Consider the following 25830-nt stretch of genomic DNA (forward strand, 5'->3'; position numbering starts at 1 on the left):
AGGGCGGGCGGACGTCAGGAGTGGAACGGAAGTCCGGCTCCGGCCACGAGCTCCAGGTCGTCGGTGTCCTCGGCGGGCAGCAGGCTCGCCGTGCCGTCCGTCACCGGGACGATGCCCAGTTCCAGCAGCTCGGCCATGGCCGCGCTGCCCGCCATGTCGCGGACCTGGAGCTGATAGCGGGCCGTCGTCCGGTAGGTCCCGCCGGATTCGTCGCCGGTGCGCTGGAGGAACCCGGAGTCGGTGAGGAAGGCGACGGCCTTCGCGATGATGCCCGTCGTCGAGCCGGCCAGTCTTCGCGCGTCCTTGGTGGCCCCGGTGGAGCTGCGCCGTGCCCAGATCCGCCAGGCCGCCTCCAGTCCGGGCGCGTCGGTCGCCGGGTCGGTGTTCTCGCCGGTCTCCTCGGCCCGCTCCTCCAGGCGCCTGCAGGCCTGTCGTACGAACGCGTCGACGCCGTTGACCGAGACGCGCCCGATGTATCCGTCGTCGGCGAGGTCCTCGGGGCGTGGGAAGGCCAGGGCGGCCACGGCGAGGTGGGCGAGTCCGTGCAGGAACCGGTCCCCGGAGTCGGTCGAGGCGCGGCGCGCGTAGTCGCCCATGCGGACGGCGAAGACCGAGTCCTCGGCGGCGGTCACCGCCATCCCCGCGCGCGGGGACACCTCGAGGACGACGAGCCCGAGGCCGGCGGCCACCGCGTCGGCGAGCCGCGCGAAGGGCGGGTCCTCGCGGTAGCGGCGCAGCAGCTCGGTGTACTCCTGATCGCGCGCGGGCTGGAGTTTGGGCTGGAGCCCGAAGGCGACGAGCCGCGCCGCGTCGGCGGCGTCGGCAGGGGTGACGGGGGCATTCGCCGGTGCGGCGGTGGCCTCCGGTTCACTCCACTCGACGTGCTCGGTCACGGCTGGGGCTCCTTGGTCGAAAGTACGAGGGTACGTGCGGGGGTACGGGCGGGTGCCCCGTGCGGGGCTCGCGGACCGGAGGCGCCCGGCTCCGCAGGACCGGCGTGCGCCTTCACCGGAGCGGTGCGGCCGGTGGCGGGGTTCCGGGGTGTCCCACGGTGCGCGCGCTCTCGCGGTGGACGGTTCATGCCCGGTCCGCCTTCATCCTGGCCGCGTCGAGCAGCGCCATGCCCACGATCAGATCGGCCCCGCCGAACTCCGGGTCGTCCAGCTCGGTCCCGTCGTCCACGGCGAACAGCAGGCGCTCCTCGCCCTGCCGGTAGGCGGTGCCGACCGGCGGACTCGCGGCGTGCACGGCCAGGAGAGCCACCAGGTAGGGCAGCTCGGGATCGCGACGGCGGGCCTCCGCGAGCAGTCCGGACAGCCGGCGGGGCGCGTCGGGCGGCAGGTTCAGCAGTTCCTTGGCCGAGGCGAGCTGCTCCTCGCTGAAGCGGCTGTCGTCCGGTGTGGCGATCAGGTCGGGCTCGGGCATCTCCGCGCCGAGGTGCTCTCGCTCCAGCGGCGGCGTCAGCAGGATGTCGACGAGATCCGCGACCCGTACGGCGACGGGGGTGCGCAGGCCCGTCCCGCACTTGAAGAAGGCGTCGGTGACGCGTAGAGCCCGCTCCACCGGCAGGGGCAGCACCGGCGCGACGAGATGGCCGTAGAGGTCGATCCCCGAGGTGGTCATGGGGGTGCCGAAGGCCTGCCGGTCCTGCTCGGCGCGGAACAGCGGGCCGGCTTCGAGCAGGCGGGACTGGAGCTGGGTGTGCCGGCGGATGCAGTCCTTGACTATGTCGACGAGCTCGGCCGCGCGCCGCTTCTGCTCGGGGTCCTCGGACTCGTCACGGGCCTTGCGGATGTTGGTGAGGATCGCGTTCTCGTGGCGGTACCGGTCGGCCACGTGGTCCAGGGCCTCGGCGATCATGTCGGGCACGGCCTGGAGCCAGTCGACGGCCCTGACGTTGCGGCGGGTGGCGTCGAGGGCCTTGCGCAGCGTTTCCGCGTACTGCACGGTCCGGTAGCGGGCCTGCTCGGCGGCGAGCTGCGCGTCGGCCAGTCGGCCGCGGCTGATCAGGACCTCCAGCTTGACCTCTGCGGCGATCTGCGCGCTGGTGACATCGGTGTCGAGGGCGCCGACGAGGACGTTGACCGCTTCGTCGGTCGTACGGAGGTAGACGCTGCCCCCGTAGCCCGGCACTTCCTCGATCAGCTTGAAGTCGTAGTCGCGGCGCACATAGGTGCCGTCGGGTGCGAAGGTGCCGTACACGGCCCGGAAGCCCCGGTCGACGCTGCCGACGTTGATCAGGTTCTCCAGGACCCAGCGGGCCACGCGCTCGTGCTCGGCGACCGGTCGCCCGGGAGCCTGGGCGGCGATACGCGGGATGAGCCTGGCCACTATCTGGTCGTGGTCGGCGCCCGTGTCGAAGTCCATGTTGAGTGTGACGAGATCGATGGCGGCGAGGGCGACCTCGGCCATGCCGTACACCGTGTACTCACCCGCGAGATTCGCCTTGCGCATGTCCAGGTCGTGCAGCGGCGCGGTGCAGGCGAGCGCGCGCAGCCGCCGCGCCAGGCCCTCGTCGGCGGCCGGGCCCGGCGCCGGGCGCCGCGCCGCGCTGAACTGGGGCGGAACGCTGTCCGTCGATGCAGGCGAAGTCACGCTGCACAGAGTAGGTCCTCGGTCCGACAACGGTCGAAACGGCGCAGAAGCGACCGCCGTCCCCGCCGGACCACGAACCGGCCGACCCGGTCGCCGTGGGCACGGCCGGACACACGGACAGCCGCCGTGCGTGTCCGGGCCATGGCACCGGCCCCACGTGGCCGACGCCACACACCGGGCCCAGCCGGCAGGCGCGTGGCGCGAGGCCGTCAGCCGGCGCCCTCTCCCCCGTCGGCCACGCGGTGCGCGTACACCTCGACGAGGCCGGCGAGCGAGTCGTCGAGATATGCCGCGAGGAGGCGCTCCGCGCCGTCCCGGTCGCCGGCCCGCAGGGTCTGGAGGATCTCGTGGTTGCGCGCGAGGTAGGGCTCGTGGAGCCGCTGGGGGTCGTCCACGACGTGGAAGGCGAGACGCAGCTCCGCGAAGACGCTGCGCATCACCTCGTCGGTACGGGCGCTGCCGGCGAGCGCGACCAGTTCGCGGTGGAAGTGGATGTTGGCGGTCGCCACTCCTTTCCAGTCACCTTCGCGCGCCGCCCGCTGCCCGGCGGAAACGGCTCCGGCGATCCCCTCCACGGCATAGGGCGGCGCGCCAAGCCCGCGGACCACGGCGCACTCGACGAGGGACCGGGTGCGGTAGATGTCCTCGACGTCCTCGACCGTGAGCACCCGTACGAAGACCCCTCGGTTGAGTTCGTGCACCAGCAGCCGCTCGTGCGTGAGCAGCCGGAACGCCTCGCGCAGCGTGTTGCGGGAGACCCCGAGGGCGCCGCCGATGCTGTCCTCCGACAATCGCGTCCCAGGCGGGAAGAAGCCCTCGGCGATCCGGCTCCTGAGGATGTCCGAGACCCGCTCGGCGGTGCTGGTGCGGCCCAACAGGGCGCGATCGTCGGCCAGTTCCGTCAGCTCTGCCATGCCCGGAATTCAACCGCAGACACGAGAACGAAACAACACGGGTATTGAGGGATCGTTCAACGATCCTCTACCTTGTCGGGCAGGCGCTCTCCGCACCACGACGAACTGCCAAGCGTCCAAAGGCTTCCGCACGGCCCGGCTCAGTCCTCATGCACTCTCCGTCCCTCAATGCGAGGTGCCCATGAGCACGACCCCTCCACCCCAGGCCCTGACCCCCGGCAAGCAACCCGTCACAGGTGAACCCACCGCCCCGGAAGGCGCGTTCGGCTGGCTGCGCGCCCTCGGCCCGCAGGGCCGGCGCGCGTTCGGCGGCGCGTTCGGCGGCTACGGCCTCGACTCGTACGACTACTTCACCCTGCCGCTGAGCATGGTCGCCCTCGCGGCGTACTTCGGCCTCGACAGCGGCCAGACCGGCCTGTTCACCACCGTCACACTGGTCGTGTCCGCGGTCGGCGGTGCCGTCGCGGGTGTGGTCGCGGACCGGATCGGACGCGTCAAAGCGCTGATGATCACGGTGATCACCTACGCGGTGTTCACCGTGGCCTGTGGCTTCGCGCCGAACTACGAGACGCTGCTGGTGTTCCGTGCGCTTCAGGGTCTCGGCTTCGGCGGCGAGTGGGCGGTCGGCGCCGTCCTGGTCGCCGAGTACGCGAGCCCCCGGAACCGCGGGCGTACGCTCGGCGCGGTCCAGAGCGCCTGGGCCGTCGGCTGGGGCCTCGCCGTGGCCGTCTACACGCTGGTCTTCCAGCTTCTCGACGACGACCTCGCCTGGCGCGTGATGTTCTGGACCGGCGCGCTGCCCGCTCTGCTCGTGGTCTGGGTCAGGCGCGAGGTGCGGGACGCGCCCGAGGCGGCCGCGGCGCGCGAGAGGAGCGCCGGCAAGGGGTCGTTCGCCGCGATCTTCAGGCCCGGCACGGCCGAGGTCCCGGGCCTGCTGCGCACCACCTTCTTCGCGGTCCTGCTCTCCACCGGTGTCCAGGGCGGCTACTACACGCTGGCCACCTGGGTGCCCACCTATCTGAAGACGGAGCGTGGACTGTCCGTCGTCGGTACCGGCGGCTATCTGACGCTCCTGATCTCCGGAGCCTTCCTCGGCTACCTCACCGGCGGTCTCCTCACCGACAGACTGGGCCGCAAGCGCAACATCCTGCTCTTCGCGGTCCTCTCCGCGGCCTGCGTCCTCGCCTACGCGAACATCCCGAGCGGCGCCAACACCCTTCTCCTGGTGCTCGGCTTCCCTCTCGGCTTCTGCATGTCGGCGATCTTCAGCGGTTTCGGCTCGTTCCTCAGCGAGCTGTACCCGGTGGCGGTGCGCGGCACGGGACAGGGCTTCGCGTACAACACCGGGCGTGCCGTCGGCGCGGCCTTCCCCACCACGGTCGGTTTCCTGGCCGACAGCTGGGGCGTCGGCGGAGCGCTGGTCTTCGGCGCGATCGGATACGCCCTCGCCGCGCTCGCCCTGACCGGACTCCCCGAGACGCGTGGCAAGGATCTCCTGTGAACGACACCGTCCAGGTCCGCCCGCCCGCCCTGCCCGGGGACGGCTCACCGGGCCCGCTGAAGACCCCCGGCCACGCGCGCGCGTGGACCCCCGGGAGGGCCCGCAGGCGGTTCCGTTCGGGGCTGTCGGTTCCCACCGCCGGGATCGCCGCGGGCCACGCCCAGGCCAACCTCGTGTCGGTGCCCGCCGACTGGGCGTACGAGATGCTGCTGTTCTGCCAGCGCAACCCGAAACCGTGTCCCGTCCTCGACGTCACCGACGCCGGTTCCTGGACCACCGTGCTCGCCCCGGGCGCCGACCTGCGCACCGATCTGCCGGGCTACCGGGTGTGGGAGCACGGCGCGTTGGCGGCCGAGCCCACGGACGTCGTCGACCACTGGCGGTCCGACCTGGTGTCGTTCCTGATCGGGTGCAGCTTCACCTTCGAGTGGGCGCTGAGCTCCGCGGGTGTCCCGCTGCGCCACATCGAGCAGGGCCGCAACGTCTCGATGTACGTGACGACGCGTCAGTGCCGGCCGGCGGGGCGGCTGCGCGGCCCCATGGTCGTGTCGATGCGTCCGGTGCCGCCCGAACACCTGGGCACGGCGATCCGGGAGAGCAGTCTGCTGCCCGCCGTACACGGCAGTCCGGTGCACTGCGGCGACCCCTCGGGGCTGGGCATCGAGGATCTCTCGCGCCCCGACTTCGGCGATCCGGTGGTCGTGGCCCCGGACGACATCCCGGTGTTCTGGGCCTGCGGAGTGACGCCGCAGGCTGCCGTGATGGCATCCCGTCCGCCGTTCGCGATCACCCACGCGCCCGGCCGGATGTTCATCACGGACACCCGTGACGAGCAGTACCGAGTGGCCTGAACGGGCCGGAGGAGGAGGAACGGCAGCCCATGACCCCCATCGATCTCAACGCCGATCTCGGCGAGGGCTTCGGCCGCTGGCGGCTGACCGACGACGAACAGCTGCTGTCCGTCGTGACCAGCGCCAATGTGGCCTGTGGTTTCCACGCCGGGGACGCGGCCACCATGCGGCGGGTGTGCGAGCTGGCGGCGGAGCGGGGGGTACGGATCGGCGCCCAGGTCTCCTACCGTGACCTGGCGGGGTTCGGGCGGCGGGCGATGGACGTGCCGCCCGACGAGCTGGCGGCCGAAGTGGCGTACCAGATCGGCGCCCTGGAGGTCTTCGCGCGCGCGGCGGGTTCGCGGGTGGCGTACGTGAAGCCGCACGGCGCGCTCTACAACCGGGTCGTGCACGACGAGGAGCAGGCGGCGGCGGTCGTCGACGGTGTCCTGCTGGCGGGCGCGGATCTGCCCGTGCTCGGTCTCCCGTCCTCGCGCTTCCTGAAGATCGCCGAGGGGGCCGGGCTGCCCGTCGTCCCGGAGGCGTTCGCGGACCGCGCGTACACGGAGGAGGGCACGCTGGTGCCGCGTACGCAGGAGGGCGCGGTGATCACGGAGGCCGAGGCCGTCGTCGAACGCTCCCTGGGCCTCGCGCGCTCCGGGGTGGTCACCTCCCGTTCCGGGGAGCGCGTGCAGGTCCGCGCGCGCTCCCTGTGCCTGCACGGGGACACACCGGGCGCGGTCGAACTGGCCCGCCGGGTGCGAGCCCGGCTGGAGTCCGCGGGCGTGCTCGTGCGGGCGTTCGCGTGAGCGCCCGGCCCGCCGACGGCGGGAGGGCCCCGGTGCCGCCCGGCGTCGACGTGACAGGCCCCGGCCTGAAGACCCTGCCCGTCGGCGACCGGGCGCTGCTGGTCGAGGTCCCCTCGGGGGAGGCCGCCCAGGCACTGCACGCCGAGCTGCTGCGACGCCGCGCGGACGGCTCGCTGTCCGTACGGGAGATCGTCCCGGCGGCCCGCACGGTGCTCCTGGACGGCCTGGACGACCCCGGCCGGCTCGCGGAGCTGCTGCCCGGCTGGGAGATCCCCCCGCTGACCGCGCGCGCGGACGACACCGTCGAGATCCCGGTACGGTACGACGGTCCCGACCTGGCGGATGTGGCTGCCCTGTGGGGGGTGGCGGTGCGCGAGGTGCCGGAGATCCACGCCGCGGCCGGGTTCCGGGTCGCCTTCTGCGGGTTCGCGCCCGGCTTCGGCTATCTCACCGGACTGCCGGCACGGTACGACGTGCCGCGCCGGGCGACCCCGCGCACGGCGGTGCCCGCGGGCTCCGTGGCGCTGGCGGGCCCGTACACCGGTGTGTACCCGCGCAGTTCGCCGGGTGGCTGGCAGCTCATCGGCACGACGGACGCGTTGTTGTGGGACCACGCGCGCGTACCGGCCGCGCTGCTGGCCCCCGGCGCGCGGGTGCGCTTCGTACCGCAGAGGTGTTCATGAGCGACCGGGCCCTCGCGGTGGTGCGGGCCGGGGCCCTGACCACCGTCCAGGACCAGGGGCGGCCCGGGCACGCCCATCTCGGTGTGCCGTGCTCCGGAGCGCTCGACACGCCCGCGGCGGCGCTGGCCAACCGGCTCGTCGCCAACCCGGCCGAGGCCGCCGTACTGGAGACGACGGTCGACGGCTGTGCCCTGCGCCCCCGTTCGACGGTCACGGTGGCCGTGACCGGAGCACCCTGCCCGGTACGGGTGGACGGCCGCCCGGTCGCCTGGGGGGCTCCTGTCCGGGTGCCCGCGGGGGCGCTCCTGGACGTCGGCTCCGCGCGCGCGGGGCTACGGAGTTATGTGGCCGTGTCCGGCGGCGTGGCGGTCGATCCGGTGCTCGGCAGCCGCTCGACCGACCTGCTCTCGGGGCTCGGCCCGCCACCTCTGACGGACGGCGCGGTGCTTCCCCTGGGCACGCTTCCCCTGGGGAGTCCCGGCGCCCTTCACGCGCGCGTGGACGTCGTCCCGCACCGCGCCCCGCCCGCCGAGCTGGTGCTGCGCGTGACGCTCGGCCCACGCGACGGCTGGTTCACCGGGCCGGCCCTGCGGACGCTCACGACGCGCGTGTACCGGGTCTCGTCGGCGAGCAACCGCATCGGCCTGCGCACGGAGGGGCCCTCGCTGGAGAGGGCCGTCTCCGGCGAACTCCCCAGTGAGGGCCTGGTGCTGGGTGCCGTCCAGGTGCCGCCCGACGGCCGCCCGGTCGTCTTCCTCGCCGACCATCCGACCACCGGGGGCTACCCGGTGATCGCGGTCGTCCGGTCCGCCGATCTCCCGGCGGCCGCTCAGGCGGTCCCGGGAGCCCCGGTGCGGTTCCTGGCCGTTCGCCGTCGCTGAGGCCGCCGCGGGCCGTGCGCCGGCGAAAGGGGCACCGGCCGCTTCCACCGGTGCCCGCCTCGCGGGCCCGCAGGGCCGCGTCCAGCCGTCAGGCCACGTCCGGCCGCCGGACTTCCTCCGCCCGTCAGGCCACGTCCGGCTGTTCCGCCACGGACAGGGCCGCCAGGGCGGACGCGACGGCGTGCGAGGCGCTCAGGTCGAGGCGGGCGCTGGTGCCCCGGGCCCGGTGGCGCACCTCGGACGCGGCGAGGGTGAGCAGCTGGGGCAGCAGGTCCGTGCAGCGCCTGGCCACCCAGCCCGTTCCCGCCGTGGCCAGCCACAGAAGGCTCGCGGCACGGGTCGGCGCGGGGAACTCGGCCTCGGCCAACGGGGTGATCCCGTCGGCGACGCCCTCCTCGGCGAGCAGCTCGTGGAAGCGCAGGGCCAGTTGACGGTGCCCCAGCTCCCCCGGGTGCAGCCGGTCGGCACTCCACACGGCGCGGTCCTTGAGCCAGGCCTCCTCCGCCGCGTGCAGATGCATCGCCCCGTGCCGCTTCGAGAGGGCGTGCACCACCGCGTTGACCGCGTGCTGACGCCGGGCCAGCGGGCGGGCCAGCGCTCCCGGGAGCCCGAGCATCGAGCCGGGGTCCGGGAGGCAGGCCGTCAGCACGATCGCGTTCCGCGCGCGGAACGCCGCGTACACCGTGTCGAGCCGTTCGGCCACCGAGTGGATGTCGAAGGTGTACCGCAGGGTGTCGTTGACGCCGATCACGACGGAGACGATGTCGGGCTCCAGGGCGAGCGCCGCCGGGGTCTGCCGTTCCAGGACGTCCCGTGTCTGCGCCCCGCTGACCGCGAGGTTGGTGAACCGCACGGGCGCGTCCGCCGGGGCGAGCCCCGGAGCGAGCAGTTCGGCCCACCCCCGCCACCCGTCCCCGACGGGGTCGCCCACACCCTCCGTGAGGGAGTCCCCGAGAGCGACGAACCGAACCGGTCTCATGCGACGCCCTCCTGAAGACGCGGCCTGTTCACGGCCACCGCGTCGTGCGCGGCGAGGAAACCCGTCACGGCGGCGTCCCAGCCGAAGCACTCGGCACGCGCGCGTGCGGCCTGCCTGCGCTCGCTCTCGGCGCGGCCGAGCAGCAGCCGTACCGCGTCCGCGAAGGAGTCCCCGCTGTCTCCGGCGGTGGCCCCGGCGGAGCCGACGATCTCCGGCAGGGCGGAGATCGAGCTGGCGACCACGGGGGTGCCGCAGGCCATCGCCTCCAGGGCGGCGAGCCCGAAGGTCTCCGCGGGCCCGGGTGCCAGGCACACGTCCGCCGAGGCCTGGAGCGAGCCGAGCAGGGTGCGGTCGGATACGTGCCCGAGGAAGGTGACGGGCAGCCTCCGATCCCGGGCGCGCTGTTCCAGCCGGGCCCTGAGCGGTCCGTCCCCGGCGACGACGAGCACGGCCCGCTCACCGCGCCGCAGCAGAGCCTCCAGCGCGTCGAGCGCCGTACCGGGCCGCTTCTCCACGGACAGGCGGGAGCACATGACGAGCAGGACCTGGTCCGCGCGCGCGTGCCGGGCACGCAGCACCGGGTCACGCAGCGCGGGGTGCCGGTCCACCAGATCGACGCCCAGGGGTGCTCGTACGACGTTGCGGGCGCCGATCCGCACGAACTCGCGCTCGGCGAACTCCGTGGTGCACACCACGCGCGCATAGGAGTGAGCCGTGCGGACGTTGAGGGCGTCGGCGGTCCGCCGGGCCATCGCCTCGGACAGTCCCCAGGTGCGCAGTACACCGTCGGCGGTCTCGTGGGAGACCATCACGGCGGGCACCCGGGCCCGTCGTGCCCACACTCCGGTCCAGCGCAGGGTGGTCCGGTCGGAGACCTCCAGGCGGTCGGGGGCGAGCGACTCCAGAAGCCGGGCCACCCGCCGCTTGTCCGTGAGGACCCGGTAGCCGCCGGTGCCGGGCAGCAGCGGGCCGGGCAGCGTGATCACCCGTCCCTGCCCGGTGTCGCGGTCACTCGCGCGCTCGCCGGGTATGACGAGGACCGGTTCGTGTCCGGCCGCCCGGTATCCGGCGCCCAGCTCCCGCAGTGCGGTGCGCAGCCCTCCGGAGGAGGGGGCGACGAAGTTGGCGAGCCGTACGATGCGCAGACTCATGCCGCCACCAGCTTCCGTGCGGAGAGCACATCCTCGTAGTGAGCGATGAGCTGATCGCCCACCGCGGCCCAGGTACGGCCCTCGACCATGGCGTGCCCGGCGGCGCCGTAGGCCGCCCGCATCGCGGGATCGGCGACCAGGGTGCGCACCGCGTCCCGTACGGCGTCGGCGTCGCGCGGCGGGACGAGCAGCCCGGTGCGCCCGTGGTCGACCAGGTCGAGCGGTCCGCCGGCGGCGGGCGCGACGACGGGCACTCCGCTGGCCATGGCCTCCTGCACGGTCTGGCAGAAGGTCTCGAAGGGGCCGGTGTGCGCGAAGACGTCCAGCGAGGCGAAGATCCGGGCGAGTTCGTCGCCGGTGCGGCGGCCGAGGAAGACCGCGCCGGGGAGCGCGCCGCGCAAGGTGGCCTCGCTGGGTCCGTCGCCGACCACGACGACGCGGACGCCGTCCATCTCACAGACCCCGGAGAGCAGTTCGACGTGCTTCTCGGGGGCGAGCCGGCCGACGTAGCCGACGATCAGCTCGCCGTTCGGAGCCAGTTCGCGGCGGAGCGCCTCGTCGCGGTGGCCGGGGCGGAAGCGGACCGTGTCGACACCGCGCGCCCAGAGCCGTACCCGGGGCACACCGTGCGTCTCCAGGTCGTGCAGGGCCGCGCTGGACGGGGCGAGCGTCCGGTCGGCCGCGGCGTGCACCGAGCGGATGCGCCGCCACGCGGTGGCCTCGCCCGCGCTGATGTACGTACGGGCGTATCCGGCGAGGTCGGTCTGGTAGACCGCCACGGCGGGGATGCCGAGCCGGGAGGCGGCCGCCATGCCGCGGACGCCGAGGATGAAGGGGCTGGCCAGGTGGACTATGTCGGCGCGGTGTTCGGTGATGGCCGCGGCGACGCGGCGACTGGGGAGGGCTACGCGGACCTGGGGATAGCCCGGTAGCGGAATGGAGGGGACGCGGACGACCGGGCACGGCGCGAGAGCGTCGGGCCCGCTCCGGGTGAATGCGCTTCCCTGTTCGGGGGAGGCCGAGAACTTGGGGGAGGTGGCCGGGGCGACGACCAGGGGAACGTGACCGCGATCGACGAGGTGCCGGGCGGTCTGGAGCGCGCAGTGGGCCACGCCGTTCACATCGGGGGGAAAGGATTCGGTCACGATGACGACTCGCATACGGGTGTTCTCGCCCCGCTGGACGTGGCCGCGTCAACGTGGATCTATGCGAACGATGAACGTCCCGTGAGCGTTGCGCACCGCACCCGTCCAGGTCAGCCCGCGTCCACGAACTACTGACTCCCGGGTCACCGAACGTTCATACGGCCGGCATGTCGGGTCCGATCCGGCTCCGTACCGCTGTCTGGACTTCGGCCTCCTCGGCCGGATCCGCGGCCAGCCTGCGCAACTGATCGACTACGCGCGCGTCACCGGTCTCGGCGTGCCGTGCGGCGATCTCGCGGGTGGTCTCCTCGCAGTCCCAGAGGCACTCGACGGCGAAGCCCGCGGCGAAGGACGGGTCCGTGACGGCGAGGGCACGTGCGGCGCGCTGCCGCAGATGTGACGACGCGGTCTCGCGGTAGATGTGCCGCAGAACAGGGGCGGCGCAGGCGATGCCGAGCCGTCCGGTGCCGTCGACGAGCGTCCACAGGGTCGGCGCGTCGGGGCCCTCGCCCCGTACCGCCTCGCGCAGGGCGGCCAGGACCGGATCGCGGTCCTGTGCGCCGCCCCGGCAGGCGAGTACGCGGCCCGCGGCGGCGCCGAGGGCGTCGGGCCGGTGCGCCCAGCCGCGGGCCCGGTCGACGGCGGCGGCGCTCCGCATCCGTTCGAAGGCGTCGACGGCGGCCTCGGCGACGGGCGTCGACCCGTCCGCGACGGCCGCCTCGATCAGGTCGAGGGCGTCCGGGTCGTTGCCGTCGGCGAGGTAGCGCAGAGCCGTGCAGCGCGCGCCCTCCCCGCCGTGGCGCGCGGCCTCGACGATCTCGGGACGGTCCTCGGGTCCGGCGACGGCGGTCAGGCAGCGGGCGGCGGCGGCGGGGACGTGCAGCGCGGCCCCGCGTTCGATGCCCTGCTGGGCCCACGCGAAGACGGCTTCGACGCTCCACCCGGGGCGGGGCCCCGAGGGTCGCATCTGTCGTTGCCAGCGGTCGAAGGACCCGGCTTCCTGGGCGGCGCGCACACGCGTGGCGATGGACGTACGGGAGTCGTCGGCCCACAGCCGCCACGGCCGTGGCTCGAAGGAGTCGCGTACGACGGCGGCGAGGGCGGCGTCGCCCTCGGGATCGGCCGGGAACCGGGCGAGCACGGGGGCGGCGAGGGCGCGCAGGCCCGCGTCGTCGTCGCGCAGGGCCAGCTCGTCCAGGGCCCAGGCCCAGTTGGAGCCGACCGCGGCGTACCGGCGCAGCAGCGCGAGCGCGTCGCGCCTGCCGTAGGAGGCGAGGTGTCCGAGGACCGCCAGGGCGAGCCCTGTGCGTGACTCGCAGTCGTCGAGGATGTCCTCGGCGTCGAAGAGGTGCCGCTCGATCTCGTCGAGCTCGCCACTCAGATCGAGATAGAGACGGGCGTAGTACAGGGAGCGGTTCTCCACCTGCCAGTCGTGGCGCGGGTCCCTGAGAACGCAGTGGTTCAGTGCCGCGAGCGCTTCGGCCCGCGGTGCGGTGAGTGCGTGCAGCGTGCCGTCGCCGCGGCCCCTCTGGAGAAGGCCGAGCAGGGTTCCGCTGGGCGCTATGACCGGATCGAACATGGGAAACAGCCTCACATCAAGCGTCGACGCAACCGGGATCCTGCATTACCTGGCCGCGTGACAACACGTCGGGGCGCCCGCCGTCTCTTGCTTGCTGTAGACCATCTTCCTCTGCCTCTCGTCGGTGGCCCATGCGGGCCGAGTCACGGCCCGCGCGGTGCGGCAACTTCTGCCCAGCCATCGCGTCCGTGAATCACGTCGTCATGATGACTCGGCGGTTCTTCCTGCCGCGACCGTATTTCCGGCGGCCCCGTTCCGCCTCCCTTTTTTCCTGCGTTTCACCTGGTCAGGGCGTTCGATTCATGACGTGCCGAACAATTCGAGCAGGTCCGTCTTGGCGAACATGCGCGCCGTGTCGACAGCCGACGGGGTGCCCGCGGCCGGGTCGACGCCAGCGGCCAGGAGGACCCGGATGACGGCCTCCTCGCCCTTGAACACGGCCCCGGCGAGGGGGGTTTGGCCGCGGTCGTTGACACGGTCGGCCTCGGCGCCGCGCTCCAGCAGGGCGCGGACCGCGTCGGCGTGCCCGTGGTAGGCGGCGAGCATCACGAGCGAGTCGCCGCGGTCGTTGGTGAGGTCGGCCGGGACACCGGCGTCGACATACGCCACGAGCGCCTCCGTCTCGCCGCGTCGCGCCAGATCGAAGATCTTGGTCGCGAGCTCCACGACCTCGGGGTCGGGGGCTTCGCTCATCTGCCGGACCGCCTCTCACTGCAACCGTTCGGGTGAATCGACAGGGTACTGGCTCCCACGGCACATCACAGGCATCCTCCGCGGCAAAGATCACAAAGTGCACATCGAGCGCAACAGAGCAGCTCAGGCGGCGCAAGGCAGCTCCATCGCTCGGGTGAAATCATCCATTTTTCACCCAGTTGCACCTTTTATCGTATGGATACATGCTGTGATCCTGGAACAACTCATGGTGACCGTCCCCACGAACCAGGAGAGCTCAAATGATTCTGTCCATGTCAGGCGTCGTCCTTCTCGGCATCATCGTCTTCCTCTTCTTCAAGAAGGACGGGCTGAAGGCGTCGCACGCCTTCGTGGCCGCGCTCTTCGGCTTCTACCTCGCCAGCACGGCCATCGCGCCGAGCATCAAGGCCGGCGGGGAGAGCCTGGCGGGCCTCCTCGGCGGGATCAAGTTCTGACGACGTCCCCACCTCGTACGCACCTCCAGGAGACAGCAGTGGCTCGGCGCCCTCTCCCCCGCATCCTCAGCAACGGCACCGCACAGATCGCCAAGAGCCGGGAGCTGGCCCGGACGGCAGCCGACAGCGCCACCGATGTCCTCCATCCGCTGATCACGGTGACCCGTGGACTGCGCCGGCTGGCAGCCGCCGGACGGCGCAAGTGGGCCGCCACACCCAAGGACCGTCGCGGGCCGCTGCTGTTCCTGGTGGCCTCGGTGGTCCTGATCGTGGCCCTGGTGCCGTACGGACCTCTGCTCGCCGTCATCACTTTGATGGCGGCGGCGGCCTGGGCCGGTCGCGAGCGCACCCCACCGCCCGCGACCGGCCCGGACGAGGCGCAGGCCGGACGCCTCCAGTCGCTCTACGAGGCACTCGTCCCGTACTTCTCCACGGCCGACGACCCCGCTCCCCTGTACGCCCACGGCGGCGACTGGGAGAAGGCCTTCGCCTCGTACGACTTCGACGGCGACGGACGGATCTCCCGTCTGCACCTCCACTACCCGGCGTACTTCACGGACGGCGAGCCGGACTCCCGCGCGCGTATCGAACAGCTCCTGCACGCCAAGTCGGGCCGCGGCCGTGAGTACCACTTCGACTGGGACGAGGAGGGCAACGAACTCACCGTCACGGTCCTCGCGCCCCTGCCCACCGACATCGCCGCCCAGCGCTTCGTCACCGCCCCCGGCGAGACGGTCCTCGGATTCACCGATCCGGCCGATGTCCAGCGCACGCTCCCCCTCACCCACGGCGAGGAGCAGCGCGACGTTCCGCCGGTCGTCTGGCGCACGGGCCCCCGCTCCACCGAGCCGCACCTGCTGATCACGGGCGAACCGGGCACCGGAACGACCACCCTCCTGCGCTCCATCGCCCTGCAGTCCCTCCAGTACGGCGATGTCGTCGTCGTCGACGGCGGAGGCACCGGCGAGTACGCGTGCCTGACCGGGCGGGAGGGCGTCCTGGCCGTCGAGTGCTCGACGGGCGGGGCACTCGCCAGCCTGGAGTGGGCGGCGCACGAGACCGAGCGGCGGCTGATCGCCGCGAACCGCGCCCGCCAGGCGGGACATCCCGCCCCCGACAACACCAGGAACCCGCTGTGGATCCTGCTGGACCGACCGAGCGCGCTCGGCCATCTGGCCGCCGCCGACGGGCGCAAGGACCCGCAGTCGCTGCTCCAGGTCCCGCTGCGGCACGGCCGCGCCGCGAACGTCACGGTCGTGGTCGCCGAGCACTTCGAGAACCTCGATTTCCTCAGCGACGCGGTACGCCGGCACACCCGCGCGCGTGTGGTGCTCGGCACCGCCTCGGCCGCTCAGCTGGAAGCGGTCCTGGGCGCGCCCCCGCACACCACCCCGACCCGGGACGTGCCCCCCGGCCGCGGCTACGCGCGCCTGGGCACCGGCCCCGTCCTGCGCCTCCAGGTCCCCGCCACACCGGACCCGTACGACGATGCCACGAGCGAGGCGCAGCGGCGGGCCGTGCTCGCCCTGCTGCCGGAGCGCACGACACCGGCGGACGCGGAAAAAGTGCCCTCCGAGGTCACCGGGGTCGCCGGGGTCGCGGTGGCCGAGGGGTAGGAGTCAGGCACCGACTCCGAGGTCCACGCGTGCGGGCGTGCAGGCGGGGCCGGAAACCCAGGCGGGTCTCCGGCCCCGTCGGCATCTGTTCCTCACCCGAACGTCCCCGGCGTCCGCGCACCCGGATGCCGCCCCGGACTCGGCGCCCGGAACTCGACCTCCCGAACTCGACTCCTGACTCCGCTCCCCGGGTTCCGCTCCCCGGGTTCCGCTCCCCGGGTTCCGCTCCCCGGCCGCCCGTACGGCTACGCCACGAACGTCCGGGGCCCCTCGTCCCCTCCGCTCGCGCCGGTCTCCACCAGCCGGGCCGCCGCCGCCAGCCGCGTCGCCGCCTCGTCCGCGACCGCGCCGCCCACCGTGAACGGCAGCCGCACATATCCCTCGAAGGCGCCGTCCACGCCGAATCGGGGCCCCGAGGGCACCCGCACGCCCACGCGCTCGCCGACCTCGGCCAGCCGCGAACCGGACAGACCGCCCGTACGCACCCACAGGGTGAGACCGCCGCGCGGGACGGTGAACTCCCACCGGGGCAGCTCCCTTCGGAGGGCCGCGACGAGAGCGTCGCGGTTCTCGCGGGCCTGGCCGCGCCGGATGTCGACGGCCTCCTCCCAGCCTCCCGTGCTCAGCAGCCAGTTCACGGCGAGCTGTTCCAGCACGGGAGTGCCGAGGTCGGCGTAGGCGCGGGCGGCGACCAGGCTGCGGATGATGTCGGGCGCGGCCCGCACCCAGCCGATCCGCATGCCCGCCCAGAAGGCCTTGCTGGCCGAACCCACGGTGATCACGGTCGAGCCCGCCGGATCGAAGCCGCACACGGGACGCGGCATCTCCAGATCGTCGTCCAGGTGCAGTTCGCTCATCGTCTCGTCGACGACGAGGACCGTGCCGGCCGAGCGCGCCGCGTCCACGAGCCCGCGTCGCTGGTCCTCGCCGGCGAGCGCGCCGGTGGGGTTGTGGAAGTCGGCGACCACGTACGCGAGCCGGGGCGCGGCGTCGCGCAGGACCTGGCGCCAGCGGTCCATGTCCCAGCCGGCCAGCTCCTCGGCCATCGCGACGGGCACCAGCCGGGCACCGGCCTCCCTCATCAGCTGGAGGATGTTGGCATAGGAGGGGGACTCGACGGCGATGCGTTCGCCGCGGCCCGCGAAGAGATGACAGATCGCGTCGATCGCGCCCATCGCCCCGGTGGTCACCATGATCTGTTCGGGCATGGTGGGGATACCGCGCGCCGTGTACCGCTCGGCGAGCATGGCACGCAGCGCGGGGAGGCCGGCGGGGTAGTCGCCGTGCGTGTGCGCGTACGGGGGCAGTTCCTCCAGGGCGCCCTGGACGGCTCGGGTCAGCCACGGCTCCGGCGCGGGCAGCGCCGCGCAGCCGAGGTCGATCATCGAACCGAGGGTCTCGGGGGGCAGGGGTTCCAGACCGCGCGCGGGCAGCGGATTCCCGGCGGGGACCGCGGTCCAGCTCCCGGCTCCGCGGCGCGACTCGAGGAAGCCCTCCGCGCGCAGCGCCTCGTAGGCCGCGGCGACGGTCGTACGGCTGACGGAAAGGGCCAGTGCCAGTTCCCGCTCGGCGGGCAGCCGCGCGGCGACCGGTACCCGTCCTTCGAGCACCAGCAGCCTGACACCGTCGGCGAGCGCGCGGTACGCGGGCGGACGACGGGTGCCCGGGCCCGCGGGGCGCTCCTGCTGGGAGTTGAGGAGCCGGGCGAGCTGCGCGGCCCCCACCGCCGAAGTCCACTGCGCCATGATTCCAGTCCACCTTCCCCGAATTGGCCATGGTTGAAGCCACTTCTCAAGCCACAGAGTGTCATGCGCCAGGCCACTACCACCACCGGGGGCATCCCTTGTCCACACGCTCCGAGTCCGCACCCGCCGAGACTCCCGGGTCCGGGCGGCTCCCCCGCCGTCTCGTCCAGCTCTACGCCGGGCTCGCCCTGTACGGCGCGAGCGCGGCACTCCTCGTGGAAGCGGGTCTCGGCCTCGAGCCGTGGGGCGTGCTGCACCAGGGCCTCGCCGAGCTGACCGGCCTGACGATCGGTGTCGTGTCGATCATCGTGGGGGCCGCGGTGCTGCTCCTGTGGATCCCGCTGCGCCAGCGGCCCGGCCTCGGCACCGTCTCCAACGTCTTCGTGGTCGGCCTGGCCATGGACGGCACCCTGGCGCTGATCCCGGACGTCCACTCCCTGGCCCTGCGGATTCCGCTGCTGGTGGCGGGCGTTGCGCTGAACGGCGTGGCCACGGGCCTGTACATCTCGGCCAGCTTCGGTCCGGGTCCCCGCGACGGCCTGATGACGGGACTGCACCGGCGTACGGGCCGATCGGTCCGTCTGGTGCGCACGGTGCTCGAAGTGGCCGTCGTGGCGACGGGCTTCGCCCTCGGCGGGACGGTCGGAGTCGGCACGGTGCTCTACGCCGTAGCCATCGGCCCCCTGGCCCAGCTCTTCCTGAAGGTGTTCGCCGCCCGTCCGGCACCGCTCCGCTGCGCCGTTGTCGCCCCAGGTCAACCCGAGCGCGCCATACTGCCCGGGTGAGCACGCGCACTCTTCACCCCTACCTCGACCACCCCGGCCCGATCCCCTTCGCCCACCGCGGCGGATCTGCGGACGGCCTGGAGAACACCCTCACGCAGTTCCGGCGGGCGGTGAACGCCGGATACCGCTATATCGAGACCGACGTGCACGCCACGGCGGACGGCAGGCTGGTCGCCTTCCACGACACGACCCTCGACCGGGTGACCGACGGCGCGGGCCGGATCGCGGACCTCCCCTGGGACGACGTGCGCCAGGCGCGCGTGGCGGGCAAGGAACCGGTCCCCCTCTTCGAGGACCTGCTCGAAGAGTTTCCCGAGACGCGCTGGAACGTCGACGTCAAGGCCGAACCCGCGCTCGTCCCCCTGCTCGACCTGATCGACCGCACCGACGCCTGGGACCGCGTCTGTGTCGGTTCGTTCTCCGAGGCCCGCGTGACCCGTGCCCAGCATCTCGCCGGGCCGCGCCTGGCGACCTCGTTCGGCACCCGGGGAGTACTCAACCTGCGGCTGCGCTCGTGGGGCGTGCCCGCCGCGGTGCGCCGCTCGGCGGTCGCGGCGCAGGTCCCCGAGACACAGTCGGGCGTGCCGGTGGTCGACCGCCGCTTCGTACGGGCGGCCCACGCGCGCGGGCTCCAGGTGCACGTGTGGACCGTGAACGAATCGGAACGCATGCACCGGCTCCTGGACCTGGGAGTCGATGGCATCATGACCGATCACATCGACACACTGCGCAAGGTCCTGGAAGACCGGGGCACCTGGTTCTGAGCCTCCTCGCGCGGTCCGTTCACGGGGAAGCGAGGGCACGGGTGAGCACGGACACCGTGCGGGCGGGGGCGGCCGAGGAGGCCGCGGAGCGCCGGCGAGAACAACGCGGCTGGTACTTCTACGACTGGGCCTGCTCCGTCTACTCGACGAGCGTGCTCACCGTGTTCCTCGGCCCCTATCTGACGGCGGTGGCCAAGCACGCGGCGGACGCGGACGGGTTCGTCCACCCGCTGGGGGTACCGGTCCGCGCCGGCTCCTTCTTCGCGTACGCGGTCTCCGCCTCGGTGATCGTGTCGATCGTCGTGATGCCGATGGCCGGTGCCGCCGCCGACCGCACGGGCCGCAAGAAGCCGCTGCTCGCGGCGGCGGCCTACCTGGGCGCCGGAGCCACCACGGGCATGTTCTTCCTGGACGGCGACCGCTATCTGCTGGGCGGACTGCTGCTGATCGTCGCGAACGCCTCGCTGGCCGTGTCGATGGTGCTGTACAACTCCTACCTCCCGCAGATCGCCCCGCCCGAGGAGCGCGACGCCGTCTCCTCCCGGGGCTGGGCCTTCGGGTACGCGGCGGGCGCCGTGGTCCTGGTGGCGAACCTGGTCCTTTTCACGGCCCATGACAGTTTCGGCGTGTCCGAGTCGACGGCCGTACGCATCTGCCTGGCCTCGGCGGGTGTCTGGTGGGGCGCCTTCACACTCGTCCCGCTGAAGCGGCTGCGCGACCGCCGTACCCCCTCCGCCGGACAGGCGTCCGCACACGGATGGCGGCAGCTGGCCGCCACGGTGCGCGACATGCGCCGCCAGCCCCTCACGCTCTCCTTCCTGCTCGCCTACCTCATCTACAACGACGGCATCCAGACCGTCATCTCGCAGGCCTCGGTCTACGGCTCCGAGGAGCTGGGCCTCAGCCAGTCGACGCTGATCACCGCCGTACTCCTGGTCCAGGTGCTCGCGGTCGGGGGCGCACTGGGCATGGGCCGGCTGGCCCGCACGTACGGCGCCAAACGCACCATCCTCGGCTCACTCGTCGCCTGGACGCTCACCCTCGCCGCCGGGTACTTCCTGCCCGCCGGCGCGCCCGTGTGGTTCTTCGTCCTCGCCTCGGGCATCGGACTGGTCCTGGGCGGCAGCCAGGCGCTGTCGCGCTCCCTGTTCTCGCACCTCGTGCCGAGCGGCAAGGAGGCCGAGTACTTCTCCGCGTACGAGATGAGCGACCGCGGGATGAGCTGGCTCGGCCCGCTGCTGTTCGGACTGACCTACCAGCTGACGGGAAGTTATCGGGACGCGATCATCTCGCTCGTGGTCTTCTTCGTCATCGGCTTCGTCCTGCTCGCGCGGGTACCGGTGCGCCGGGCCGTGCGGGACGCGGGCAATCCCGTACCCGAGAGGATTTAGCGCCGGGGGCCAAAGAGCGGTAGTGTACGCGTTTGGCCTGCCTGCCGTACCGTTACTGCGCGTCAATGATACTGAAGCGTTGGGTGACATCTGATGCCAGATGTGACAAACCGGGCGACGGTGGGTACAACAAGGGGCGGCTACGACGGCGACGCATGACCCATCAACGGGAATCTTTACCGCCGACCGGACGTTGACCGGATGACGACGACAGCGACACCTGTCCTGTGGGCGACAAGCCCGGGAGGCACGATTCATGAGTGAGCGAGCTCTTCGCGGCACACGCCTCGTAGTGACCAGCTATGAGACGGACCGCGGCATCGACCTGGCCCCGCGCCAGGCCGTGGAGTACGCATGCGAGAAGGGGCATCGTTTTGAGATGCCCTTCTCGGTGGAGGCCGAAATTCCGGCGGAGTGGGAGTGCAAGGTCTGCGGGGCCCAGGCACTTCTCGTCGACGGCGACGGCCCTGAGGAAAAGAAGGCGAAGCCCGCGCGCACGCACTGGGACATGCTGATGGAACGGCGCACTCGCGAGGAGCTCGAAGAGGTCCTCGAGGAGCGTCTGGCCGTTCTTCGCTCCGGCGCGATGAACATCGCGGTGCATCCGCGGGACAGCCGCAAGTCCGCCTGACCCCTTCGAGGGTCGAGCGGCATACACCGCACGCCGAGACCGCGAGCACCGTACTTCAGGTACGGGGCTCGCGGTCTCGTGCGTTCCGCCTTCGGCACGGGAAACGGCGCCCCCGAATCCACCGGAAGCCGGAAGTGGGTTCAGGGGCGTCAGGGACGCCGTTTGCCGTAACGCCGCCGGGGCACCGGCGGCGGTACGGCAGGGGGCTGCCGGAGGGGCTGCTAGCGGTTCAGCGGCGGGTAGGTGCCGCCGGGCTCGCGCGGGGCCTCGTCCCTGATGACCTCGCCCTGGACCACCTTGCCGTCGGGGCGATGCATACGAGCCTGCTGGAAGGCGTCGCCGACGGAACCGGGGGCGGCCAGCCGCATCCTGCGCTCGAAAGCGCGCTGTCCGTAGCGGCTGACGCCCTTCTGGACCGGGGGGACCAGCAGCAGCAGGCCGATCGCGTCGGAGATCAGACCCGGGATCATCAGGAGCAGGCCGCCGAGCATCGTCAGGCCGTTGCCCCTGCCGCTGTCGCCGCCCGTCGGCGTGACACCGCCCTGTGCCTGTTGCAGCGTCTGGCTGAGATTGCGGAAGGCCCGGCGGCCGGCCCGCTTGATGACCACGGAGCCGAGGACGAACCCGGCGGCCAGCAGCAGGAACACCGTGAAGCCGCTCGTGGCGCGCGCGACGAGCGTCAGCAGCCAGATCTCCAGCACCAGCCACACCGCGACACCGAGCGGCAGGAACGTGCGCAGCCGCGAGCGCCGCGGGCGGGAGGGGGTGGGGGTCGGAACGCCTGTCGTCATGCTCCCAGTGTGCCTGGGCATGCCTCAGTTCGGGATAAGCGGACGCTCAACCGCGTCGGCGGACGCCTGCGCCCGCCCCGGTGGCACCGCTCACGCCCCCTGACCGTGGCCGGCCGCCGCTCGCCGCGCCCCTCGGCGCGGCTCACGGGCCCGTCGTGTCGCCTGGACGGACCGGTGAGCCCCCGCGCGGTGCCCGGACTGTGTCAGGGCTGCTTGCGGCGGGCGGCGATCCGGCCGACCCGCTCGCTCACACCCCAGGTGGTGACGCGCCACAGCGCCTCCACGAGGATGTCGCGGCTCATCTTGGAGTCGCCCAGTTCACGCTCGACGAAGGTGATCGGGACCTCGACCACGTGGTAGCCCGCCTTCACCGCGCGGCGGGCCAGATCGACCTGGAAGCAGTAGCCCTGGGAGGCGACCTCACCGAGGCCGAGGCCTTCGAGGGTCTCGCGGCGGAAGGCCCGGTAGCCTCCGGTCACGTCCCGGATCGGCACGTCGAGCAGGACACGGGAGTACAGGCTGCCGCCGCGCGAGATGAACTCGCGGGACTTGGGCCAGTTCACCACGCGGCCGCCGGGCACCCAGCGCGAGCCGAGGACGAGGTCGGCGCCCTTGAGCGCAGTCAGCAGGCGGGGAAGTTCCTCCGGCTGGTGCGATCCGTCGGCGTCCATCTCGATGAGTACGCCGTAGCCGTGCTCCAGACCCCAGCGGAATCCCGCGAGGTAGGCGGCACCGAGCCCTTCCTTGCCCTTGCGGTGGAGGACCTGGACGTTCTCGTCGTCGGCGGCCAGCTCGTCGGCGAGCTTGCCCGTGCCGTCGGGGCTGTTGTCGTCCGCCACCAGAACGTGCGCCTCGGGCACGGCGGATCGCACCCGGCCGACGATCTTCTTGATGTTCTCCGCCTCGTTATAGGTCGGAATGATCACCAAGGCCGTGCCGAGCGGACCGAACCGCCTCCCCTGGGCTTCCGCCGCGAGGGTCCCGTCGCCGTCGTTCACTGCTGCCCCTTCGTATCCGTACGCAGGGCTCCACCATAGTGCGCCCAGCCTGCGCCATTGCGTCGCGGCGGCGCTACAGGGGTGTCGATTCGCCAAGAGGCGGGTAAGAGCGGACGCGCCGGAGCGGAAATCGCTCCTTCGGATCGGGGCCCGGCGCCCTTCGGGCCGACCTGGGACCCGCTGGCTGCGGGTCGACCGAAAGCCGTTGTCTACTGAACGTCCGGGCCCCACCCGGGTCGCACCTGCCGACGTGTCGGAACGTTCCCTCGCCTCGCGGCGCCGACGCTGGGCCTGGCTTCCCAGTGGCGGTGCGCCGGTGCGGCGCACCACCCCTGACCCAGCGGCGCCGCGAGGCCGTGCGGAGTTCCCCGGTCGGCCGTCCGGTGGTGGACCCGGCCGAACCTACCCGCCTCCCTCGGCAGGCTGTCAACACTGGCTTGATCTGCGCCTTTTCCGACAAACCCCAGGTCAGCGCCGAGGATGCGCAGGTCGAACGACGGGATGCCGGGCCCTGGAGGAGCACTGCGCACCCGGGGACATCACTCGTTGGGCCGTACGAATACCGTCCGTCCGCCGACCACGGTGCGCAGGCAGACGGGCAGGTCGCCGCCGGGGGTCAGATCCGGGAGTCCCGGTGTGCCCGAGCGAGGGTCGGTGGACCAGCGCGCGACCCGGTCGTCGGGGGCCTGCACCACGAGATGGCCGGTGCGCCACACGGCGTAGTCCGCGGGCGCGCCGGGCACCAGGACCCCCGCGTCGTCGCGTCCGACGGCCCGCCAGCCGCCCCGCGTGTGGGCCGTGAAAGCGGCCCGCACGGACACCCGATGCTCGGGCGTGCGGTGGAAGGCCGCCGCCCGCACGGTGCCCCACGGGTCGAGCGGCGTCACGGGGCTGTCGGACCCGAAGGCCAGCGGCACCCCGGCGCGCAGCAGGGCCGCGAACGGGTTGAGGGTGCGGGCCCGCTCGGCGCCCAGGCGCTGGGCGTACATGCCGTCCTCGCCGCCCCACAGCGCGTCGAAGGCGGGCTGCACGGAGGCGGTGAGGCCGAGTTCGGCGAAGCCCGCGACGGTCTCCGGGGTGAGCATCTCGGCGTGCTCGACGCGGTGCCGGGCGGCGCGCACACGGGCCAGGCCGACCTTCTCGGCGGCGGCGCGGACGCCCTCGGTCACCGAGGCCACCGCGGCGTCCCCGATCGCGTGGAAGCCCGCCTGGAGGCCCGCCTCGGTGCAGGCGACGACATGCGCGGCGACGGCGTCCGCGTCGAGGTGGACGACGCCCGTGTGGTCCGCGTCGAGGTACGGCTCGTGCAGGCAGGCGGTGTGCGAGCCGAGGGAGCCGTCGACGAACAGGTCGCCGGCCGCTCCGAGTGCGCCGAGAGCCCGCGCCTTCTCGACATCGCGGTCGGCCCAGTAGCCGACGACCCTCGGTCCCGGTTCCTCGGCGGCGAGCCGCAGCAGTCCGGTGAAGTCGTCCTCGGAGGAGATCTCGGGGCCCGCGCACTCGTGCACGGAGCCGATGCCGAGCGAGGCGGCGTGGGCGAGCGCGGCGCGCTGGGCCTCGGTGCGCTGCGCGCCGCCGATCGCGCCGAGCGCCGCCGCGCGCACGGCGTGGTGGGCGTCACGGGTCAGGGGGCCGTCGGGCACGTACCCGGCGAGCGCCGTGACGCCGGGGACCAGGTCCAGGAGGGCGGTGGTGGCGACGGCGGAGTGCACGTCGATACGGGAGAGGTACAGCGGACGTCCGCCGGTCGCGGCGTCGAGTTCGGTGCGGGCCGGGGGACGTCCGCCGGGCCAGCGGGCCGCGTCCCAGCCGTGGCCGAGCAGCACGCGGTCGGCCGGACGGGCGGCAGCGAAATCACGGACGAGGGCGAGCGCCGCGTCCAGGGACGGCGCGTCGGACAGGTCGAGGCCGGTGAGGGCCAGTCCGGTGGCGGTGGTGTGCACATGCGCGTCGGTGAACGCCGGGGTCACCAGGGCGCCTTCGAGGTCGACGACCTCGTCGACACCGTCGGCGAAGGCGTCGGCCGCGCCTTCCGAACCGACCCAGGCGACTTGCCCCCGTTCCACGACCATGGCGGTGGCGAAGGGGTCGGCGGGGCTGTGGACTTCTCCACCGCGCAGCAGCACGGTGTCCGACGGGGCGGTGCTCTCACTCATGGGAACAGTCTCGCGCCTGCGGGCGGCCGGTCGTCGCCCGGGTGGGGTCGGCACGGCGTGGCGGGCGGGTGCGCCCGTCCGTCCGGAGGGATCCGCGTGATCGCGCGCCCGGGTCCCGGCTGTCCCTCAGATGCGGGGTGGGCGGGATTCGTACGGCGTCGACAGGACGACGGTGGTACGCGTCGACACACCGGCGAGTGCCCGCAGCCGCCCGAGGAGTTCCTCGAGTTCGTGCGGGGTCGAGACACGCACCTTGAGGATGTAGTTCTCGTCGCCCGCGACACTGTGGCAGGCCTCGATCTCCGGGACGCCCGCGAGGCGTTCGGCGATGTCGTCGGGGGCGCTGGGGTCGAACGGCTTCACCGAGATGAAGGCGGTCAGGGGCAGCCCGACGGCCTCCGGGTCCACGACCGCGGCATAGCCCCGGATGACGCCGCGCTGTTCGAGACGGCGCACCCGCTGATGCACGGCGGACGTGGACAGGCCCGTGGCCTTGCCCAGGTCGGTGTAACTCATCCGCCCGTCTGCGACGAGCAGCTGCACGATCTGTCGGTCCAGCTCCTCCATGGCGCAAGAACCTACAGGGCCGCCGATCCCCCCGGATACCTCAGCGGCGCAGGTCATACCCGCTTTGTGATGTGGACGGGCGTCGCTCGCACGTCATCCGGCCGCCAAGTCCCGCGGGGCGCCGGGCATCTGCGGACGGCATGTGACGAACGACACATGAATGCAACCGCG

The 25830-nt window shown here is 72.7% G+C and carries 24 protein-coding genes; 11 read left to right on the forward strand and 13 right to left on the reverse strand.

The genetic code is table 11. From position 1 onward, the window contains the following. Positions 1-14: 14 nt before the first annotated feature. The 3 genes from OG410_RS08360 to OG410_RS08370 form a co-directional block, all read right to left on the reverse strand. A complete protein-coding gene (locus tag OG410_RS08360) occupies positions 15-893 on the reverse strand; it encodes a hypothetical protein (protein ID WP_328666740.1) in 879 nt (292 codons plus the stop codon). Positions 894-1077: 184 nt separating this feature from the next. Then, on the reverse strand, positions 1078-2595 hold the full coding sequence (locus OG410_RS08365; protein WP_329298539.1) for a hypothetical protein: 1518 nt from the start codon (positions 2593-2595) through the stop codon (positions 1078-1080). A gap of 209 nt (positions 2596-2804) precedes the next feature. Next, positions 2805-3509, reverse strand: a complete 705-nt coding sequence (locus OG410_RS08370; protein ID WP_329298540.1) for a GntR family transcriptional regulator — start codon at positions 3507-3509, stop codon at positions 2805-2807. Positions 3510-3690: 181 nt separating this feature from the next. On the opposite strand from OG410_RS08370, the gene OG410_RS08375 reads away from it, so the two are divergent. From OG410_RS08375 to OG410_RS08395, 5 genes are all read left to right on the forward strand, one after another. Next, positions 3691-5010 carry an MFS transporter gene (locus tag OG410_RS08375; RefSeq protein WP_329298541.1) on the forward strand — a complete coding sequence of 440 codons (1320 nt, stop codon included), beginning with the start codon at positions 3691-3693 and terminating at the stop codon, positions 5008-5010. A 29-nt stretch (positions 5011-5039) separates the two neighbouring features. After that, positions 5040-5861, forward strand: a complete 822-nt coding sequence (locus OG410_RS08380; protein WP_329304056.1) for a putative hydro-lyase — start codon at positions 5040-5042, stop codon at positions 5859-5861. Between the two features lie 29 nt (positions 5862-5890). Then, positions 5891-6649 carry a LamB/YcsF family protein gene (locus OG410_RS08385; RefSeq protein ID WP_329298542.1) on the forward strand — a complete coding sequence of 253 codons (759 nt, stop codon included), beginning with the start codon at positions 5891-5893 and terminating at the stop codon, positions 6647-6649. A 65-nt stretch (positions 6650-6714) separates the two neighbouring features. Then, positions 6715-7332, forward strand: coding sequence for a 5-oxoprolinase subunit B family protein (locus tag OG410_RS08390; protein ID WP_329304057.1), 618 nt, complete (start codon positions 6715-6717; stop codon positions 7330-7332). Further along, positions 7329-8213, forward strand: a complete 885-nt coding sequence (locus tag OG410_RS08395) for a biotin-dependent carboxyltransferase family protein (protein WP_329298543.1) — start codon at positions 7329-7331, stop codon at positions 8211-8213. The genes OG410_RS08390 and OG410_RS08395 overlap by 4 nt, the downstream gene beginning before the upstream one ends. 124 nt (positions 8214-8337) lie before the next feature. On the opposite strand, the gene OG410_RS08400 is transcribed toward OG410_RS08395, so the two are convergent. From OG410_RS08400 to OG410_RS08420, 5 genes are all read right to left on the reverse strand, one after another. Further along, entirely contained in the window at positions 8338-9192 is an 855-nt protein-coding gene (locus tag OG410_RS08400) for an SGNH/GDSL hydrolase family protein (RefSeq protein WP_329298544.1), read from the reverse strand. Then, positions 9189-10343 carry a glycosyltransferase gene (locus OG410_RS08405; RefSeq protein WP_329298545.1) on the reverse strand — a complete coding sequence of 385 codons (1155 nt, stop codon included), beginning with the start codon at positions 10341-10343 and terminating at the stop codon, positions 9189-9191. The genes OG410_RS08400 and OG410_RS08405 overlap by 4 nt, the downstream gene beginning before the upstream one ends. Continuing rightward, on the reverse strand, positions 10340-11503 hold the full coding sequence (locus tag OG410_RS08410) for a glycosyltransferase family 4 protein (RefSeq protein ID WP_329298546.1): 1164 nt from the start codon (positions 11501-11503) through the stop codon (positions 10340-10342). The genes OG410_RS08405 and OG410_RS08410 overlap by 4 nt, the downstream gene beginning before the upstream one ends. 139 nt (positions 11504-11642) lie before the next feature. After that, the gene (locus tag OG410_RS08415) at positions 11643-13067 is read right to left on the reverse strand and encodes a HEAT repeat domain-containing protein (RefSeq protein WP_329298547.1); all 1425 of its coding nucleotides are present in this window, start codon (positions 13065-13067) and stop codon (positions 11643-11645) included. A gap of 300 nt (positions 13068-13367) precedes the next feature. After that, a complete protein-coding gene (locus OG410_RS08420) occupies positions 13368-13760 on the reverse strand; it encodes an ankyrin repeat domain-containing protein (protein WP_329298548.1) in 393 nt (130 codons plus the stop codon). 260 nt (positions 13761-14020) lie between these two features. Here OG410_RS08420 and OG410_RS08425 point away from each other — a divergent pair, with 260 nt between their 5' ends. Both OG410_RS08425 and OG410_RS08430 read left to right on the forward strand, forming a co-directional pair. Next, a complete protein-coding gene (locus OG410_RS08425; RefSeq protein ID WP_103549671.1) occupies positions 14021-14215 on the forward strand; it encodes a hypothetical protein in 195 nt (64 codons plus the stop codon). Positions 14216-14253: 38 nt separating this feature from the next. Beyond that, the gene (locus tag OG410_RS08430; RefSeq protein ID WP_329298549.1) at positions 14254-15831 is read left to right on the forward strand and encodes a hypothetical protein; all 1578 of its coding nucleotides are present in this window, start codon (positions 14254-14256) and stop codon (positions 15829-15831) included. 245 nt (positions 15832-16076) lie between these two features. On the opposite strand, the gene OG410_RS08435 is transcribed toward OG410_RS08430, so the two are convergent. Next, a complete protein-coding gene (locus OG410_RS08435) occupies positions 16077-17576 on the reverse strand; it encodes an SCO1417 family MocR-like transcription factor (protein WP_329298550.1) in 1500 nt (499 codons plus the stop codon). Positions 17577-17674: 98 nt separating this feature from the next. On the opposite strand from OG410_RS08435, the gene yczE reads away from it, so the two are divergent. From yczE to OG410_RS08455, 4 genes are all read left to right on the forward strand, one after another. After that, on the forward strand, positions 17675-18361 hold the full coding sequence (gene yczE, locus OG410_RS08440; protein WP_443063726.1) for a membrane protein YczE: 687 nt from the start codon (positions 17675-17677) through the stop codon (positions 18359-18361). Further along, positions 18358-19125, forward strand: a complete 768-nt coding sequence (locus tag OG410_RS08445) for a glycerophosphodiester phosphodiesterase (RefSeq protein WP_328454671.1) — start codon at positions 18358-18360, stop codon at positions 19123-19125. Before yczE ends, OG410_RS08445 begins: the two co-directional genes overlap by 4 nt. A gap of 41 nt (positions 19126-19166) precedes the next feature. Then, positions 19167-20516 carry an MFS transporter gene (locus OG410_RS08450; RefSeq protein WP_329298552.1) on the forward strand — a complete coding sequence of 450 codons (1350 nt, stop codon included), beginning with the start codon at positions 19167-19169 and terminating at the stop codon, positions 20514-20516. A gap of 256 nt (positions 20517-20772) precedes the next feature. Then, a complete protein-coding gene (locus OG410_RS08455) occupies positions 20773-21147 on the forward strand; it encodes an RNA polymerase-binding protein RbpA (RefSeq protein ID WP_081223278.1) in 375 nt (124 codons plus the stop codon). Positions 21148-21368: 221 nt separating this feature from the next. On the opposite strand, the gene fxsA is transcribed toward OG410_RS08455, so the two are convergent. The 4 genes from fxsA to OG410_RS08475 all read right to left on the reverse strand — a co-directional run bounded on the left by fxsA (position 21369) and on the right by OG410_RS08475 (position 25659). Continuing rightward, entirely contained in the window at positions 21369-21938 is a 570-nt protein-coding gene (gene fxsA / locus OG410_RS08460) for an FxsA family membrane protein (protein WP_329298553.1), read from the reverse strand. 203 nt (positions 21939-22141) lie between these two features. Continuing rightward, positions 22142-22936, reverse strand: coding sequence for a polyprenol monophosphomannose synthase (locus OG410_RS08465; protein ID WP_329298554.1), 795 nt, complete (start codon positions 22934-22936; stop codon positions 22142-22144). A 539-nt stretch (positions 22937-23475) separates the two neighbouring features. Further along, on the reverse strand, positions 23476-25092 hold the full coding sequence (locus OG410_RS08470) for an amidohydrolase (RefSeq protein ID WP_329298555.1): 1617 nt from the start codon (positions 25090-25092) through the stop codon (positions 23476-23478). A 126-nt stretch (positions 25093-25218) separates the two neighbouring features. Then, positions 25219-25659, reverse strand: coding sequence for an Lrp/AsnC family transcriptional regulator (locus tag OG410_RS08475; protein WP_037621061.1), 441 nt, complete (start codon positions 25657-25659; stop codon positions 25219-25221). Positions 25660-25830: the final 171 nt, after the last annotated feature.

It is taken from the genome of Streptomyces sp. NBC_00659, assembly GCF_036226925.1.
Classification (GTDB): domain Bacteria; phylum Actinomycetota; class Actinomycetes; order Streptomycetales; family Streptomycetaceae; genus Streptomyces.

Bases quoted from the DNA above. Each gene is read 5' to 3' on its own strand.
- OG410_RS08455 (WP_081223278.1), top strand. From the start codon at position 20,773: ATGAGTGAGCGAGCTCTTCGCGGCACACGCCTCGTAGTGACCAGCTAT.
- OG410_RS08370 (WP_329298540.1), bottom strand. From the start codon at position 3,509: ATGGCAGAGCTGACGGAACTGGCCGACGATCGCGCCCTGTTGGGCCGC.
- OG410_RS08470 (WP_329298555.1), bottom strand. From the start codon at position 25,092: ATGAGTGAGAGCACCGCCCCGTCGGACACCGTGCTGCTGCGCGGTGGA.
- OG410_RS08475 (WP_037621061.1), bottom strand. From the start codon at position 25,659: ATGGAGGAGCTGGACCGACAGATCGTGCAGCTGCTCGTCGCAGACGGG.
- OG410_RS08375 (WP_329298541.1), top strand. From the start codon at position 3,691: ATGAGCACGACCCCTCCACCCCAGGCCCTGACCCCCGGCAAGCAACCC.
- OG410_RS08425 (WP_103549671.1), top strand. From the start codon at position 14,021: ATGATTCTGTCCATGTCAGGCGTCGTCCTTCTCGGCATCATCGTCTTC.
- OG410_RS08395 (WP_329298543.1), top strand. From the start codon at position 7,329: ATGAGCGACCGGGCCCTCGCGGTGGTGCGGGCCGGGGCCCTGACCACC.
- fxsA (WP_329298553.1), bottom strand. From the start codon at position 21,938: ATGACGACAGGCGTTCCGACCCCCACCCCCTCCCGCCCGCGGCGCTCG.
- OG410_RS08405 (WP_329298545.1), bottom strand. From the start codon at position 10,343: ATGAGTCTGCGCATCGTACGGCTCGCCAACTTCGTCGCCCCCTCCTCC.
- OG410_RS08420 (WP_329298548.1), bottom strand. From the start codon at position 13,760: ATGAGCGAAGCCCCCGACCCCGAGGTCGTGGAGCTCGCGACCAAGATC.
- OG410_RS08385 (WP_329298542.1), top strand. From the start codon at position 5,891: ATGACCCCCATCGATCTCAACGCCGATCTCGGCGAGGGCTTCGGCCGC.
- OG410_RS08400 (WP_329298544.1), bottom strand. From the start codon at position 9,192: ATGAGACCGGTTCGGTTCGTCGCTCTCGGGGACTCCCTCACGGAGGGT.
- OG410_RS08410 (WP_329298546.1), bottom strand. From the start codon at position 11,503: ATGCGAGTCGTCATCGTGACCGAATCCTTTCCCCCCGATGTGAACGGC.
- OG410_RS08435 (WP_329298550.1), bottom strand. From the start codon at position 17,576: ATGGCGCAGTGGACTTCGGCGGTGGGGGCCGCGCAGCTCGCCCGGCTC.
- OG410_RS08415 (WP_329298547.1), bottom strand. From the start codon at position 13,067: ATGTTCGATCCGGTCATAGCGCCCAGCGGAACCCTGCTCGGCCTTCTC.